This window comes from Pseudochrobactrum sp. B5, from assembly GCF_001939785.1.
Classification (GTDB): domain Bacteria; phylum Pseudomonadota; class Alphaproteobacteria; order Rhizobiales; family Rhizobiaceae; genus Pseudochrobactrum; species Pseudochrobactrum saccharolyticum.
In genome coordinates this window covers 222887-238055 of the sequence record NZ_MOYL01000005.1, presented here as the reverse complement: position 1 = coordinate 238055, position 15169 = coordinate 222887, and the positions used below count along the sequence as shown (strand labels likewise).

Below are 15169 nucleotides of genomic sequence, written 5' to 3'. Positions count from 1 at the left end.
GCGTAATAGGCTCAATTCAAAGCTCTGCTCTGTAAGTCTTGCTTTATTATGAAGTACAGACCGCCTCCCGCTATCGATACGACGATGATTATCGCCAGAGTGATGTAAACACTCGTATTCTTAAATGCGAAAGCCATGGCAAATGGCGCTATGGCAGATAGCACCAATCTCGCAGACATCAGTTTTCCCTGCATCGCACCATATCCGGCGCTTCCAAATAAATATAACGGGAGGGAACCGCTTATAATGCTGAACAGACCATTGCCGAAACCAAACAAGCAGGCGAATAATATTGCTGCAGGAATATAAGGTGCGCCGATCATCAATATCATAACGGATAAGGCAATGAACGAGGCTGCGATGACGGCTAAGTTCACGGGGGATAGGTTTTTTCCCGCCATCATATTGATAAGGCGGCTGGCGACTTGCGATGGTCCGAACACAGCGCCGATAAAGACTGCTGATTTTGCCAAGCCCAATATGGCCAGTAACGGGATCATATGAACAAGGATTGCAGAGGATATCAATGCTTGCAGGCTGAAAGCTGTTAGAAGTACTGCGAAACCTTTACGTCTTAATGCCAAAGGCAGTACGCCAGCTACAGAAGGTATTGCTTTGCCGTCATTCTTACGTTGATCATGAGTTGTTTTGCTGGTGCGTGTCAGGGAATAATGCAGCGGCAGGCATATCACCAGATGGAGACCGGCAAAGACCAGATAGATTTGCTGCCATGTCAGCCATTGCAGTAGTAATGATGTGAGTGGCCAGAAGATGGTGGATGCAAAACCGGCTATCAGTGTCAGATAGACAATGCTGCGCTGGGCAACCACTGGTTTGATCTGCACAAGCAGTGCAAAGGCGGCGCCGTATTGTACAAGATTGGCTGCAATCTCCACGATTGTAAGCGTTACAATGAAGGCCAGCGAATTGGGGGAGACTGCGCAAAGGATGAGAGAAAGCGCTGCAAAAGCAGAGCCGACTGTCATAATTTGTGCAGCACCTAAGCGGTCAATAAGTTTGCCCAGCCACGGTGCCAGCACACCACCTGCTAGCAGTGCTATGGATAATATTCCATAGACCCATTCCGTTGTTGCCTGATAGCCATGCGCAATGGACGGAGCCAGCACACTGAATGAATAGTAGAGTGTGCCGTAGCCGATGATTTGTGTGAGGCCAAGGCTCAGTATTGCATAAGCAGGAAGGCGCTGATCGGTCATATGGATTTCAACGAAACACGGGTTTCCAGTTTCTCTGCGGCTTCTTTTCGTTCACTGTAACGGTCGGTAAGGTGGTCAGATATGCCCCGTGTCAGGATAGTGAATTTGATGAGTTCTTCCATGACATCAACAACCCTTTCATAGAATGAAGAGGGTTTCATGCGTCCGGCGTCATCAAACTCTTGCCATGCTTTGGCGACTGATGATTGGTTGGGGATTGTAATCATGCGCATCCATCGACCTAAGACACGCATTTGGTTCAAAGCGTTGAAAGACTGAGAGCCGCCGGAAACCTGCATCAGTGCCAGTGTGCGACCTTGCGTCGGGCGTACAGAACCGCCCGCTAAAGGTATCCAGTCAATTTGTGATTTCATGACAGCACTCATTGCGCCGTGGCGTTCAGGACTGGTCCAGACTTGTCCTTCTGACCACACCATTGCTTCCCGCAACTCCTGAACCTTGCTGTGATCAGCAGTACTGTCATCTGGCAATGGCAGGCCATCGGCATGATATATCCGTGTTTCTGCCCCCATAAACTCCAGTAACCGCTGTGCTTCCAGTGTTAAGAAGCGGCTGTAAGAACGTTCTCTCAGCGACCCGTATAGAAGCAGGATGCGCGGTTTATGTGTCAGTAAAGGTGCTTGGAGCTTATCGTAATCGGGTGTGCGAAACGCCTGCAGGTCAAGATTGGGCAGTGTCACGATTATCTGTCCTTCCGCTCATAAGTGATCTGTTCCCCGTCTTCTTTGGTAAAGTTGACAGCGGGATTTTCCAGAAGATCAAGAACACGTTCTGACGGGCGACAAAGGGCTGTGCCATGAGGTGTCGCTACGACCGGTCTGTTCATCAGGATCGGATGTTGCACAATGAAATCCAGCAATTGATCATCCGACCATTTCGCATTGGCTAAATCCAGTTCGGCAAAAGGCGTGCCTTTTTCCCGCAGCAAATCCCGCACGGAAATTTTCATGGCAGCAACAAGTTCTGAGAGTTGTTCTTTGGATAGTGGCGTTTGCAAATATTCAATGATGACAGGCTCTTCACCACTGGCGCGGATCATGGCGAGTGTGTTGCGTGAAGTTCCGCATTGTGGGTTGTGATAGATTATAACGGACATTAGATATCACCTGTCTTCGTTTGATTATTGCCTTGTTCATACCAGCCTTTCGATCTGTTCACGATCCAGACAACGGAGAGCATAACGGGGACTTCCACCAATACGCCCACAACAGTTGCAAGGGCGGCACCGGAACTGAAGCCGAAAAGGCTGATGGCTGCAGCAACGGCTAATTCGAAGAAGTTTGAGGCGCCGATCATGGCAGACGGGCCTGCAATACAATGTTGTTCGCCCGACATCCGGTTCAGGAGATAGGCCAGACCGGAGTTGAAATAGACTTGGATCAGGATCGGTACAGCAAGCATGGCGATGATCTGTGGCTGGGCGATGATCTGTTCCCCCTGAAAACCAAACAGCAAAACAAGCGTGGCAAGAAGAGCAATCAGCGATAATGGCTGTAATGCCTTCAGCAGTTTGTTTAAGGGCTGGCTACCATTCTTGGAGAGCAGGCTGCGTCGTCGTATCAGTTGTGCGATGATGACGGGAAAGATGATGTACAAAACCACTGAGAAAATCAGTGTATTCCACGGCACTGTGATCGCTGATAATCCTAAAAGCAGGCCGACAATCGGGGCAAAAGCAATGACCATGATCGCGTCATTCAGTGCTACCTGAGACAGGGTGAAATGGGGTTCGCCCTTAATCAGGTTAGACCAGACAAAGACCATTGCTGTGCATGGCGCTGCGGCCAGAATAATCAGTCCGGCAATGTAAGAGTCGATTTGGTCTTGCGGGAGATATGGCCGGAACAGCCAACCGATGAACAGCCAACCCAACAAGGCCATAGAGAAGGGTTTGACTGCCCAGTTGACGAAGAGTGTCACACTGATGCCACGCCAATACTGGCCGACCTGACGCATCGCTGAGAAGTCGATTTTGAGCAGCATGGGAATGATCATCAGCCAGATCAGGATGGCAACAGGTATATTGACCTTGGCAATCTCTGCTGCCCCGACCATATGGAAGGCTGTGGGAAACAGATGCCCCAAGGCAATCCCGATGATGATACATAGGGCAACCCAGAGTGTCAGATATCGTTCAAAGACAGACATGGCTTTTCCTTGGCTGGTTTTATGCCATGGAGCGAAACCGGCCTTATTCAGTTGTGATAATCAGTGAATTTCAGATTGTTATGCAGGAGGATTCAGACTGGATGATCCGGCTGCTCCTTTGACGTACAGCAGGGCGTAAGACTCCGGATAAGGGGAGTGCAGAGTTCTTCACTGCCGCCACAACAATCCTTGATCATGAAAAGCGTCAGTTCCCGAAATGTATCAAGATCAGCACGGTAGATGATTGACCGGCTCTGACGTTCTCCTTTGATCAATCCTGCGCGGGACAGCGTGGACAGGTGGGCTGACATTGTATTCTGGGGCACATCCAATACACGTGCCAGTTCACCTGCCGGTAAACCGTTCGGTTCGTGTTTGACCAGCAACCGGAAAGTTTCCAGTCGTGTGGCCTGTGCTAAGGCTGCGAGTGCAGTGATTGCTGTTTCATTTTCCATATATCTAGAATAATAGATATATGGACTGTGTCAACACAAATGATAAATTATTAGGGGGGGCTACCTGAGGGGGAGTGCTGGCATAGTTTTCGACTATGCCAGCATTGTTTTTAATGAAGCGAATTACTGGCGGCTTGTCGTTCTGCTTTGTCATGCAGAGCAAACTTGTCGATCATATCTGCGCTTGCACGGTTAAAACCGCGTACTTCGACCTGTGCTCCGGAAGATCGAAGCTTTAAGACGACTTTATCAAGAGCCCCAACAGCAGTTATGTCCCACAAATGCGCTCGGCTGACATCAATCATGATAAGAGCGTGTGTGCTGCTGAAATCGAAAGAATGGATAAAACTCTCAGCTGAAGCGAAGAAAATCTGTCCTTCAACCATATAGGTAAGTGTGTTTGTGCTCTCGTCGCTTTGTTTGGTAACAGTAAAAAGTTTAGCAACTTTTCCAGCAAAGAATATGCCTGATAACAGCACTCCAACGATGACGCCTTTTGCCAAATCATGCGTTGTAATGACTGTTACAACTGTAGCAATCATGACGACTGAAGAAGGCAGCGGATTGCGTCTCAGATCAAGCACAGAGCGCCAAGAAAATGTTCCGATTGAAACCATAATCATTACTGCAACAAGTGCTGCCATTGGAATGATTTTGACAAGATCGTTAAGCACAACAATCAGGAAAAGAAGAAACGCGCCTGCTACAAATGTTGAGAGTCTGCCGCGACCGCCTGACGACACATTGATCACGGACTGGCCGATCATGGCACAGCCACCCATTCCGCCGATAAGTGCAGAAGCTATATTGCTTGTTCCTTGTCCGTAGCATTCCTGATTTTTATTGCTGGGCGTATCAGTCATGTCATCAACAATTTGAGCTGTCAGCAATGATTCAAGCAAGCCAACAGATGCCAGTGTTACGGAATAAGGGAATATGATCTGCAGAGTTTCGAAGGTGAGGGGTACTTGTGGCAAGGCGAAAATTGGAAAAGCTGAAGGGAGTTCCCCTAAATCACCGACTGTCCGTAACTCCATACCAGTTGACCATGCAATGAACGTCAGTACGACAATTGCGATTAATGGCGAGGGGATTGCCTTGGTCAGATAAGGGAAAAGATAGATTATCCCCAGTCCGGCTGCAATCATCCAGTAGGTTTGTGTCGGAACATCGATCAGTTCCGGTAGCTGAGCCATAAAGATCAAAATGGCCAGTGCATTTACAAAGCCGGTAATGACGGAACGGGAAACAAAACGCATTACCCGCGCCAACTTTAATGCTCCGGCAAGTATCTGAAGAATACCCATTAAGATTGTGGCTGCGAAAAGATATTGCAGTCCATGTTCTTTAACGAGTGATACCATGACGACAGCTGTGGCCGCTGTAGCCGCTGAAATCATTGCAGGGCGACCACCGGTAAAAGCTGCCACACATGCAATTGCAAATGAAGCATACAAACCAACTTTGGGGTCCACGCCTGCAATAACAGAAAACCCTATCGCTTCAGGAATAAGAGCGAGAGCAACAACGATACCCGATAAGATATCGCCACGAATGTTTGAAAACCACTGACTGCGGTATTCTTTTAATCTTAGCATTGGGAATTTTACACACTGATGCAACGAACTGAAAATTTGGCTTTTAAGAATGCCGTTGCAGTGTTGTCTGGCGGATAGGCGGCCAGAAGAGCCACTCGGAATTGCACCGAGTCCTTGTTAATGCCCCATAAATATCGGAAATCTTGTATTTTGCAATTATATCCCACTGAGTATTTATTCGCTGCTATGGTTGCGCGATGATGTCTATTGATGATTAATTCCGGTATCGCTTCAGTGCACTGCTATAATATCTCAGTTCGTTCTCTGGAATTTCGTTCAGAGCGGAGTTCCATTTCTTGTTGGATTTTGGATAGATATCCCATGGGAACAGGTTGTTGCCAGATTTCGCACTGGATTTGTCAAACTTCAACGCGTAACTTACAAACTCCTTCATTCCTTCGACGCCGTTGAACGTCGGTTTGAATGACACTTCTTTGAAAGCCCATGGCTTTTGCAGTAAGTACCGTCGTTCGTTGGGGCGTTTTTCTGTAATATCTATAAACTTTTCGAAGGTGGCATCATGAATGAGCAACAGACCATGAATATGTGGGTATACGCTGCGGGCTAGGCTTTGACGTTGTCTTGTACCTTCGTGATCAAAGAAGCATACCAGCATTGGCTGCTTATGAAGGTTCTTAGTAATAGTCCAGTTGTTCCCCAGTAGTGAGCGACTTAAATGGCTGTGAAAGTCACAGCACATCTTATCCATACCGAACTGTAATTCAGTCGTTCTTCTATCAGTGTTGTTAAAGTGTGCGGTGAGTTCGTAAACGTGTTTTTGGTGATCAATTTCATTCCCCAGTGACCATATTTTGTCTGGTTCTGAATGGTACTGAAATCGTCCGTATGCATTCATCAAGTTCGGAATGTGCGTTACTAATTCTTCATGTAAAAATACTTTTCTCATATTGTTTCTCATAATAGTATACCATCAGTGCAAGGAAATCCTTGAACTGTTGAATGTAAATGAAATCTATTTCCACGTTCTCGATGCATTTTTGCCTTCGATACTTGCTATTGGAAATAGCTTGTGCCGCTCATACATTGATCTCAATTCTTTTCAGAAGTAATGAATGATGTGACCCTGATTTATCAGGACGCATTGGGCTATGGTGATATTAGTTCTATTGCTTTTTTGCTCTGTTATGAACAACAAAGAGAACTTTACTGTGTGATGAGGCAAGTATGCAGGAAGCAGTAAAGTACTTTTGCCGAACATCTACGTTGTATTTATCTTGCTGCACCGACCAGAAATAACATGTGCTCATGCTGCAGAGGCAAAGTTCCTCTGTCTGGTATTTATCGATGAGAGTGGTTTGCTGAGTGTTGCCTTCGGAAGGTATTATCAGGCAACGAATACGCATGAATTACGGGAAGCGTATTAATCCCATGGTGCAATCATCGAGTTTTCATAGGCTTTGACTGCGTTCCATTCAGCAGTGATTTTTCGAAAACCGTTATGATCATTATTTTTTCTGAGCATATCCCCGACTTCTTGCAGGCATGCTTTATAGTTATCAAGGTCAATGTGTTTGTATTTATCATGCATTGATCAATGCATCGATGTCCCTTCTGTTATGCAGTCCTGACTTTGGTCTTCATCACGAATGGTTGTGCGATGAGGGTGAATGACCTGCAGAGCCTGCTAACAAAAGTATTTATCTAGAAAGTCGATTTTCTTTATCATTCAAAGAGAGATATTTCCAATCGGCACTCATTCGTTGTAAATATGTCACGGTTTCTTCTAGCGGATAACCATTTCCGTAATGGGAACCCATTCCTTGATCTTTATGTCCCATTAAGTCGTGCTGTAGTTCTTCAGGGATGCCGTGCTTTCTCAAGCGGTCTTTAAACGTGTGGCGTAGACTGTAGACGGAGTGTTGATCGGTTTCTAAAAGCCCATTGTTCTGCATATACTTATTTATCAGACCTGATGCATTTGATGGGCCATTGTCTGTCGCGTACTGTGTGAAACCCGCTGGAAAAGTCTTAAAGGCCTGCAAGGAATACCCTGTGAGCGGGATAGTACGTTTGCGATGTGTAGTCTTTAACTGCCGATGTTCATTTCCCTGAATGATAATGTGTGGAATAGCGACGTTGAGGCGGATATCTTTTTCTGGATCGAGGCCACAGAGTTCTTTAAATGAACAACCCGTGTCTATCACAGCAAAAAGAAGTGCCTTTGCACACGGGTTTAATTGTGTGAATGCATCCTTTTTGAACCAGCGTTCGTTTAAGAAGTCGATTGTAAACGGAGGTCGCGCATTCTCTTGTGCTTGGAAGTTTAGTCCATCAAAGACAGTTTCTGTTTCGTCATCATGTGCGATTTTGTAGGTTTTGATAAGGACGCGTAAGTGTGTAATATATTTACTAGCGGTGTTTGCTTTAATTTCTTGCGTTGCAATCTTGTGCTTTAAGTGTCTATGGAAATTTCGTGCCTGCTGACGATCTAAGGAGGACAGATCGATATCTTTTCCTAAGAAGGACGTTAACTGCGTAACGGCATTCTTCAATGGGGTTAGTTTTTTTGATCTTTCTCTGTCGTTTAAAGAACTCAGCATATGCACCTGATCATCTTCGTAGAATGCGACTAGATTGGACAGCTTCATGGTAGCTTCGGCTGTGCCAAAGTAGCTTGAAAATTCGCGCCCTTTCGGTTTGCCTGCTTTTGTCCATTCGCTGTGGGTCTGCATTAATTGTGCTGGATTTTGGATAAGCTGATCAAGCGGTTTGTAAATTCGTCCGGTGACTTGTGCCATACGCATAACTTCTTCGTAGCTTAGCTCTGAATAGTTGGTCAGGTCTTCACCATTGCGAAGTTTTTCCATAAGGCTTTGATAATATGGTTCGACTTCGCCATATTGCTTCATGGCGACTGAAAGGTCTTTGGTTTTCAGTGAAGCTTTGAATTCTGATTTCCCTGCAAGGCTGCGCAGATGTGCAGGTATGACAAGGCGAAAGACGAAAGTCTTTCGTCGGACGTACAAATGGGGAATGTCAGGGGAGTATTTTTTCAATGATTTTGTACCACCTTTTGTACCATAATATTATGGAAGATGATGAAAATCAATGTTTTCAACGGCTTGGAACGGTAATATGGCGGAGAGAGCGGGATTCGAACCCGCGATACGGTTCCCCGTATACACACTTTCCAGGCGTGCGCCTTCAACCACTCGGCCACCTCTCCACTCAAGACTGATATTTATAAGTGATATCAATCACAACGGCGTATCTTCAAACAGTGGTCAGCTGTTAAACGACCGTTTCGGCGCGAAATATAGCTATAAAAGACGGATGTTCAACCATTATTTCGTGTTTCACTGAATTCATTTGATTTTACAGGCAGAAAACAGTGAAATTATATGAAAAATCGGATGCTTTATTTATTTAACATATTGAATTTATTGATTTTAATATTTTTGAAGCTCTGTGGAAAATATCGTCGAATTTCGTGCCGCCAGAGCTTGGTTTTGAGTGTTTTGGACTGATCTGGCTGAAATTCGTGACGAAACTGGTCGAATCTTATGTCCGAAAGGACAAATGTTTTTGCTCAACGGCGGAGGGAAGTTACAGACTTTTCCGTGAATTATAATTTTATATTAGAAAAATTTAATAGCCTGTCTGTCAGGAAAGCTCCTTGTGATAGAATGATAGTCAGAGTTGTTTTTTGAGTTCTGAATTTCAGAAGACGGATATGGGTTGTTATGCGTGTATTTTTTAATTTTCTGGCGCTCTGGTCGTTGGGTGTCAGCTTGTTATTTGCTGTTTTTGATATTGCGCGATCAATTGCGCAGCTTCGTTTGGTTGTGACGCCGTTTCTGCAGAGTTTGCAGGATTATCTGCCTGAATATTTGGCTACTTTTGCCGGTTTTATACGGCAGGTCTTCTGGAACGGCTTTTGGGACAGCTGGATGGTTTCGGTGTTGAATATGCCCGGATGGTTCTTATTTTTAGTGCTGAGTATAGTGTGTTTTGCTGTCGGAACGATCGGGCGTAAATCTTATGCACGTTAAGAGTACAGAGTTGTGTAAGCCTGTTCCGGCTGCCTGCCGTTAAAACTAACAAGTATGCAGCATTTCCGTTGTTGCTGTTTAAGCCGGAAATGCATCAGACAGGGACTATGATGATGTTCAGACAATATCCCGAACACAAGTTGCGTATGCCGACCAGTAACGAGGCGCTTGCCGGTCGTACTGAGGCGATTGCGACTTCCGAAGACCATTTTGTTTCCGGACTTCCTCTGCACGGGCCATGGCCGCATAATATGAAGAAAATTCTGTTCGGTATGGGCTGTTTCTGGGGCGTGGAACGTTTGTTCTGGCAGGTGCCCGGTGTTTATGTCACCGCTGCCGGTTATAGCGGCGGTCTGACGCCAAACCCGACCTATGAGGAAACCTGTACGGGCCTGACAGGGCATAATGAAGTGGTGCAGGTGGTCTATGATCCGGCTGAGGTGACGCTGGCACAGCTTTTGCAGATTTTCTGGGAAGAGCATGATCCGACGCAGGGTATGCGGCAGGGTAATGATATCGGCACAACATATCGCTCAGGCATTTATGTCTATTCGGATGAAGATCTGAATACTGCTGAAGCGAGTAAAGCAGCTTACCAGCAGGCGCTGACCGCCCGTGGTCTTGGCGCAATTACGACGGAAATTCTGCCTGCTTCTGATTTTTATTATGCTGAAGGTTATCATCAGCAATATCTGGCGAAAAACCCTCAGGGTTATTGCGGCTTGCGCGGTACAGGCGTTTCCTGCGTGATTTAAGGGCGGCGCGGTGTGTTCCGGCAATGAAATATGTGTAAGCGCATAAATTTAAGATGAAAAAAGTTCCGGACCGTGCCAGATTGCCGGTTATTAAAATCTGAGCGGGCGGTAAAAAACAGCATAATTTACCGAACACGGGTGGATATTTTCTCGCGCAGAATTACTGCGCTATCGGAGGTGAGTGGTAATGAAGCGTATCGTTATGGGCCTGTTGGCCGCGACCCTGAGTGTTTCAGCAGCTTATTCGGCAGAACTGAAGCCGGCTGTTGTTTATGACTTTGGCGGAAAATTTGACAAGTCTTTCAATGAAGCCGCTTATAATGGCGCTGCCAAATATAAAGCAGATCACGGTACTAATTATCGTGAATTTGAAATTCAGAACGATGCGCAGCGTGAACAGGCTCTGCGTAAATTTGCACAGGATGGCAACTCACCGGTTGTGATTGCCGGTTTCTCGGCTGTTTCCGCAATTGAGAAAGTTGCAAAGGAATTTCCGGATACGAAATTCGTAATCATTGATGCTGTCGTGGAAGCACCGAATGTGCGCTCCGTTGTCTTTAAAGAAGAAGAAGGCGGCTATCTGGTTGGTATGCTGGCAGCGATGGCTTCTAAAACCGGCACTGTAAGCTTTGTCGGTGGTATGGATGTACCGCTGATCCGTCGTTTCTATTGCGGTTATGCCGGTGGCGCAAAAGCCGGTAAAGAAGGCACAAAAGTTCTGAATAACTGGACCGGCGATACACCTGCCGCGTGGAATGATCCGGCTAAAGGCAGCGAAATCACCAAAGCCCAGATCGATCAGGGGTCTGACGTGATTTATCATGCTGCCGGTGGTACCGGTATCGGCGTGTTGCAGGCTGCGGCTGATGCGGGCAAGCTCGGCATTGGTGTTGACTCCAACCAGAACGGCCTGCATCCGGGTCATGTTCTGACCTCGATGGTCAAGGGTGTTGATACTGCCGTTTATAAGGCTTTTGAAGATGTTGCCGCTGATAAATTCACAGCCGGTATCGTTCAGATGGGTCTGAAAGATGATGGTGTGAGCTATGCGATGGACGAAAATAACGCCAAGCTGATTACACCTGAAATGAAGGCTGCGGTTGAAGCTGCAAAAGCCGACATCATCTCCGGTAAAATCAAGGTGCATGACTACACCACAGACAATAAGTGCCCTTACTAATCCGGTAGGGCTATTCATAGAAAAGGGCAGTGGTGACACTGCCCTTTTCCATTTTAAATTTCTTTGTGTCTTACCAGTGGGGCGGTTTGGTCACGGAGACTTCCGGCGCTGTTTGTTCTTCCAGCTCAAGAAAGCGATCAGTCAGCGCGCTGAGCTTTTTGTTCAGCGCGGTAATCAGCTTCCATTGCTCGGCAATCTCACCGGACAGGTCTTCAATTGTCTTTTCCTGTTCCGCATTGCGAATTTCCAGCTCTGTAAGCCGGTCGGACAGATTTTCAGACATGGGTGGTTTCCTGACAGATCAGAGGGTGTTTTGTATTCATATAGTGCACGGAAGTGATATTTCACGCTATTATGAGGGGTGAAATGCGGCTTTGTGGTGGTTTACACACAGCTTTATGCAATAGCATATATTGTTAACTGCGTGGCGGAATCAGTTAAAGCAGAACATGTCAGATGTTTTCATTTGATGTTCGCGATATGTTATTTGATAAAAATGCTCCGGCAATGCGATGTCGATGATTAACGGATGGGATAATGGCGCAGCCTGCACTTGAACTGACAGGAATTGATAAGCGTTTCGGCGCTGTGCACGCAAACCGTGCTATTGATCTGCGGATCGAAAAGGGAACCATCCACGGGATTATCGGCGAAAACGGCGCCGGAAAATCGACTTTGATGTCGATTATCTACGGTTTCTATCAGCCGGATAAAGGCACAATCAAAGTCAATGACCGGCAGGTGCATATATCCAATCCGGATGCGGCAATCGCTGCGGGCATCGGTATGGTGCATCAGCACTTTATGCTGGTTGATAATTTTACAGTGCTTGAAAATGTGATGCTGGGTGCGGAAGGTGCGCCTTTATTATCCGCCGGCATTGCAAAAGCGCGCGAGCAGCTGAAAGCGCTCGAAAAAGAATATGCGCTGGATGTTGATCCTGATGCGGTGGTCGAAGATCTGCCGGTTGGTCTACAGCAGCGCGTGGAAATTCTGAAAGCGCTGTATCGCGGCGCGGAAATTCTGATCCTTGATGAACCGACCGGTGTGCTGACACCGTCCGAGGCTGACCATCTGTTCCGCATTTTGCGGCAGCTGAAAGATCAGGGCAAAACCATTGTTCTGATTACCCATAAGCTGCGCGAGATTATGGCAGTGACAGATAATGTTTCGGTGATGCGGCAGGGCACGATGGTTGCCACCCGCAAAACCGCTGAAGCAAGCGTGGAAGAACTGGCCGAACTGATGGTTGGCCGCCGTGTTTTGCTGCGCGTGAACAAGCAGGCTGCGATACCCGGTGAGCCTGTATTACAGGTGAAGAACCTTGTTGTTCGTAATGCGCAGAAAACCACAGTCGTGGATACGGTGTCTTTTGATGTGCGCGCCGGTGAGATTGTCGGCATTGCCGGTGTTGCCGGTAATGGCCAGTCAGAACTGATCGAAGTCATTGCCGGTATTCGCCGTGCCGAGAGCGGTGTGGTGATGCTGAACAGCCTGCCGGTCAATGTGACCGGTAATGCGCATCCGGCAGAATTGCGCCGCCGTGGTCTCGCCCATGTGCCGGAAGACCGCCACCATATGGGTCTGGTGCTGGCCTATGAGGAATATGAAAATTCCATTCTCGGTTATCATGATGATCCGCGCTATCTCAAAGGCCCGTTCCTGAATATTGAAGCGATCATGCAGGATGCTAAGGGCAAAATTGCGCAATATGATATCCGCCCTGCCGATCCGCGTTTGAAAACTGCGAATTTCTCCGGTGGTAACCAGCAGAAGATCGTGCTGGCGCGTGAGATGGAACGCAATCCGGATGTGCTGATTGTAGCGCAGCCTACGCGCGGCGTGGATGTCGGTGCGATCGAATTTATTCATAAACGAATTATTGAAATGCGCGATGCCGGTAAGGCCGTGCTGTTGATTTCTGTTGAGCTGGACGAAATCCGCTCGCTGTCCGACCGTATTCTGGTGATGTTTGCCGGACGTGTTGTCGGCGAGTGCGGGCCGGAAGCCGGTGAGGGGGAAATCGGCCTGCTGATGGCGGGTATTCAGAATGAAGATAATAAGAAAACCGAAAAGGGCCTGCATTGATGATTAGCTCAACACCGGCATTGCTCATCATTGATATGCAAAAGGCTATTGATGATCCGAAATGGGGTCGCCGCGGACAGCCGCAGACAGAGGCAAATTTACAGCGCCTGCTGGAAGCATGGCGCGAACGCCGTCTGCCAGTGGTGCATGTGCGCCATGATTCAACCGATCCGCAGTCGCCTTATCGCGCGGGAACGGCAAGCAATGAATTCAAAGCAGAAGTTGAGCCGCAGATCGGTGAACCGGTCGTGGATAAACGTACCAACAGCGCTTTTATCGGTACAGACCTGATGGATGTGCTGGATGAGTTGCAAATCCGCACATTGGTTGTCGGCGGTGTGCTGCTTGAAAATTCCGTTGATGCAACAGTGCGCATGGCTGCTAATCTCGGTTTTGAGGTGATTGTGCCGGAAAACGCGGTTGCCAGTACAGACCGCACCGACCTGCAGGGCCGTCTCTGGAGCGCGGAAGATGTGCATGCGCTGACACTTGCAGTATTGCAGGGCGAATATGCGCAGGTAAAAACCACTGACGCCGTGATCGGAATGTTGCCATGAGCCAGCCTTTTGCAAAATTACCGCGCTGGGTGGATTATGGTCTGATCCCGACACTGAACCTGCTGGTTGCGTTTCTGGTTGCCGGACTTGTGGTGCTGCTTGTCGGAGAAAATCCGCTGGATGCGGCACTGCTGATGGTTAAAGGTGCCTTCGGTTCCGGTGAAGGCATTGGCTATACGCTGTTTTATGCCACGAATTTTATCTTTGCCGGTCTGGCTGTTGCCGTCGCTTTTCATTGCGGGCTGTTCAATATTGGCGGTGAGGGGCAGGCTTATATCGGTGGTCTTGGCGTGGCGCTGATCTGTCTCTGGCTGGATGCATCCATGCCGTGGTGGATTACCATGATTGCGGCATTGCTTGGCGGTGCTATTTTCGGTGCGCTCTGGGCGCTGATACCGGCATGGCTTTTGGCTAAGCGCGGTTCGCATATCGTGATCACCACGATTATGTTCAACTTCATCGCCGCCAGTCTGATGGTCTATCTGATTATCAATTTCATCAAGCCGATTGGTGTGATGGCACCGGAAAGCCGTGGCTTTGCAGAAGGTGGACAACTGCCGAAACTCGACTGGCTGATGAACCTGTTCGGTATGGAAATCCGTTCGGCACCGCTGAATATCAGCTTTTTGCTGGCGCTTTTGGCCTGTTATCTGGTGTGGCTGCTGATCTGGCGTACTAAAATCGGCTATGAAATCCGCACGATGGGGCATAGCCCGCGTGCCGCTGAATATGCCGGTATCAACCCGTCGAGAACGATTATTATCACCATGCTGATTTCCGGTGCGCTGGCCGGTATGATGGCACTTAATCCGGTGATGGGCGCGCAATATCGCCTGCAACTGGACTTTGTTGCCGGTGCCGGTTTTGTGGGGATTGCTGTGGCGCTGATGGGGCGCTCGCATCCGGTGGGGATTATTCCGGCGGCGATCCTGTTTGGTATGCTTTATCAGGGCGGTGCGGAAATCGCTTTTGATATGCCGAATATTTCCCGCGACATGATTGTGATTATTCAGGGTCTGGTGATCCTGTTTGCCGGTGCGATGGAGCATATGTTCCGTCCTGCTTTCCAGCGGTTTTTCATGCGTTTTGCATCGCGAAATGCTGCCGGTGCAGCCACGAAAGCAGGGGAGTAAGCGC

General features: G+C 47.9%; 15 protein-coding genes, 1 tRNA gene and 1 other annotated feature. Of the genes, 6 read left to right on the top strand and 10 right to left on the bottom strand.

Features of this window, described 5'->3' with window-relative positions:
- Positions 1-11: 11 nt before the first annotated feature.
- The 9 genes from arsK to BKD14_RS15270 form a co-directional block, all read right to left on the bottom strand.
- A complete protein-coding gene (gene arsK, locus BKD14_RS15310; RefSeq protein ID WP_075657088.1) occupies positions 12-1217 on the bottom strand; it encodes an arsenite efflux MFS transporter ArsK in 1206 nt (401 codons plus the stop codon).
- On the bottom strand, positions 1214-1924 hold the full coding sequence (gene arsH / locus BKD14_RS15305; RefSeq protein ID WP_075657087.1) for an arsenical resistance protein ArsH: 711 nt from the start codon (positions 1922-1924) through the stop codon (positions 1214-1216). The genes arsK and arsH overlap by 4 nt, the downstream gene beginning before the upstream one ends.
- On the bottom strand, positions 1921-2334 hold the full coding sequence (arsC, locus tag BKD14_RS15300) for an arsenate reductase (glutaredoxin) (protein ID WP_075657086.1): 414 nt from the start codon (positions 2332-2334) through the stop codon (positions 1921-1923). The genes arsH and arsC overlap by 4 nt, the downstream gene beginning before the upstream one ends.
- The gene (gene arsB, locus BKD14_RS15295) at positions 2334-3386 is read right to left on the bottom strand and encodes an ACR3 family arsenite efflux transporter (RefSeq protein ID WP_075657085.1); all 1053 of its coding nucleotides are present in this window, start codon (positions 3384-3386) and stop codon (positions 2334-2336) included. Before arsB ends, arsC begins: the two co-directional genes overlap by 1 nt.
- Positions 3387-3478: 92 nt before the next feature.
- Complete coding sequence (locus BKD14_RS15290; RefSeq protein WP_075657084.1) at positions 3479-3841, bottom strand: metalloregulator ArsR/SmtB family transcription factor; 363 nt, start codon at positions 3839-3841, stop codon at positions 3479-3481.
- A gap of 110 nt (positions 3842-3951) precedes the next feature.
- Complete coding sequence (locus tag BKD14_RS15285) at positions 3952-5439, bottom strand: SulP family inorganic anion transporter (protein ID WP_075657083.1); 1488 nt, start codon at positions 5437-5439, stop codon at positions 3952-3954.
- 61 nt (positions 5440-5500) lie between these two features.
- Positions 5501-5556 (bottom strand) — a sequence feature (sul1 is cis-regulatory element that is thought to sense ions involved in sulfur or methionine metabolism; They are found in Alphaproteobacteria).
- Positions 5557-5653: 97 nt separating this feature from the next.
- On the bottom strand, positions 5654-6346 hold the full coding sequence (locus BKD14_RS15280) for a hypothetical protein (RefSeq protein ID WP_075657082.1): 693 nt from the start codon (positions 6344-6346) through the stop codon (positions 5654-5656).
- A 751-nt stretch (positions 6347-7097) separates the two neighbouring features.
- Positions 7098-8456: a DUF6538 domain-containing protein gene (locus tag BKD14_RS15275; protein WP_075657081.1), complete on the bottom strand. Its 1359-nt coding sequence runs from the start codon at positions 8454-8456 to the stop codon at positions 7098-7100.
- 80 nt (positions 8457-8536) lie between these two features.
- Positions 8537-8626 (bottom strand) — tRNA-Ser (locus tag BKD14_RS15270).
- Between the two features lie 517 nt (positions 8627-9143).
- On the opposite strand from BKD14_RS15270, the gene BKD14_RS15265 reads away from it, so the two are divergent.
- The 3 genes from BKD14_RS15265 (at position 9144) to BKD14_RS15255 (ending at position 11387) form a co-directional block, all read left to right on the top strand.
- Positions 9144-9452 carry a hypothetical protein gene (locus BKD14_RS15265; RefSeq protein ID WP_075657080.1) on the top strand — a complete coding sequence of 103 codons (309 nt, stop codon included), beginning with the start codon at positions 9144-9146 and terminating at the stop codon, positions 9450-9452.
- Between the two features lie 113 nt (positions 9453-9565).
- Positions 9566-10207 carry a peptide-methionine (S)-S-oxide reductase MsrA gene (gene msrA, locus BKD14_RS15260; RefSeq protein WP_139316448.1) on the top strand — a complete coding sequence of 214 codons (642 nt, stop codon included), beginning with the start codon at positions 9566-9568 and terminating at the stop codon, positions 10205-10207.
- A gap of 187 nt (positions 10208-10394) precedes the next feature.
- Positions 10395-11387, top strand: a complete 993-nt coding sequence (locus tag BKD14_RS15255; RefSeq protein WP_075657078.1) for a BMP family ABC transporter substrate-binding protein — start codon at positions 10395-10397, stop codon at positions 11385-11387.
- A 70-nt stretch (positions 11388-11457) separates the two neighbouring features.
- Here BKD14_RS15255 and BKD14_RS15250 read toward each other — a convergent pair whose 3' ends face one another.
- A complete protein-coding gene (locus BKD14_RS15250) occupies positions 11458-11670 on the bottom strand; it encodes a SlyX family protein (RefSeq protein ID WP_022712433.1) in 213 nt (70 codons plus the stop codon).
- Positions 11671-11924: 254 nt separating this feature from the next.
- Between BKD14_RS15250 and BKD14_RS15245 the strand changes: the two genes are divergently transcribed.
- The 3 genes from BKD14_RS15245 to BKD14_RS15235 are packed head-to-tail and all read left to right on the top strand — an operon-like array spanning position 11925 to position 15165.
- Positions 11925-13475, top strand: a complete 1551-nt coding sequence (locus BKD14_RS15245) for an ABC transporter ATP-binding protein (RefSeq protein ID WP_075657077.1) — start codon at positions 11925-11927, stop codon at positions 13473-13475.
- A complete protein-coding gene (locus BKD14_RS15240; protein ID WP_075657076.1) occupies positions 13475-14032 on the top strand; it encodes a cysteine hydrolase family protein in 558 nt (185 codons plus the stop codon). Before BKD14_RS15245 ends, BKD14_RS15240 begins: the two co-directional genes overlap by 1 nt.
- Positions 14029-15165 (top strand): ABC transporter permease, encoded by a 1137-nt coding sequence (locus BKD14_RS15235; protein ID WP_022712436.1) that lies wholly within the window; start codon positions 14029-14031, stop codon positions 15163-15165. The genes BKD14_RS15240 and BKD14_RS15235 overlap by 4 nt, the downstream gene beginning before the upstream one ends.
- Positions 15166-15169: the final 4 nt, after the last annotated feature.

Bases quoted from the DNA above. Each gene is read 5' to 3' on its own strand.
- arsK (WP_075657088.1), bottom strand. From the start codon at position 1,217: ATGACCGATCAGCGCCTTCCTGCTTATGCAATACTGAGCCTTGGCCTC.
- arsC (WP_075657086.1), bottom strand. From the start codon at position 2,334: ATGTCCGTTATAATCTATCACAACCCACAATGCGGAACTTCACGCAAC.
- arsB (WP_075657085.1), bottom strand. From the start codon at position 3,386: ATGTCTGTCTTTGAACGATATCTGACACTCTGGGTTGCCCTATGTATC.
- BKD14_RS15290 (WP_075657084.1), bottom strand. From the start codon at position 3,841: ATGGAAAATGAAACAGCAATCACTGCACTCGCAGCCTTAGCACAGGCC.
- BKD14_RS15285 (WP_075657083.1), bottom strand. From the start codon at position 5,439: ATGCTAAGATTAAAAGAATACCGCAGTCAGTGGTTTTCAAACATTCGT.
- BKD14_RS15280 (WP_075657082.1), bottom strand. From the start codon at position 6,346: ATGAGAAAAGTATTTTTACATGAAGAATTAGTAACGCACATTCCGAAC.
- BKD14_RS15265 (WP_075657080.1), top strand. From the start codon at position 9,144: ATGCGTGTATTTTTTAATTTTCTGGCGCTCTGGTCGTTGGGTGTCAGC.
- msrA (WP_139316448.1), top strand. From the start codon at position 9,566: ATGTTCAGACAATATCCCGAACACAAGTTGCGTATGCCGACCAGTAAC.
- BKD14_RS15255 (WP_075657078.1), top strand. From the start codon at position 10,395: ATGAAGCGTATCGTTATGGGCCTGTTGGCCGCGACCCTGAGTGTTTCA.
- BKD14_RS15250 (WP_022712433.1), bottom strand. From the start codon at position 11,670: ATGTCTGAAAATCTGTCCGACCGGCTTACAGAGCTGGAAATTCGCAAT.
- BKD14_RS15245 (WP_075657077.1), top strand. From the start codon at position 11,925: ATGGCGCAGCCTGCACTTGAACTGACAGGAATTGATAAGCGTTTCGGC.
- BKD14_RS15240 (WP_075657076.1), top strand. From the start codon at position 13,475: ATGATTAGCTCAACACCGGCATTGCTCATCATTGATATGCAAAAGGCT.
- BKD14_RS15235 (WP_022712436.1), top strand. From the start codon at position 14,029: ATGAGCCAGCCTTTTGCAAAATTACCGCGCTGGGTGGATTATGGTCTG.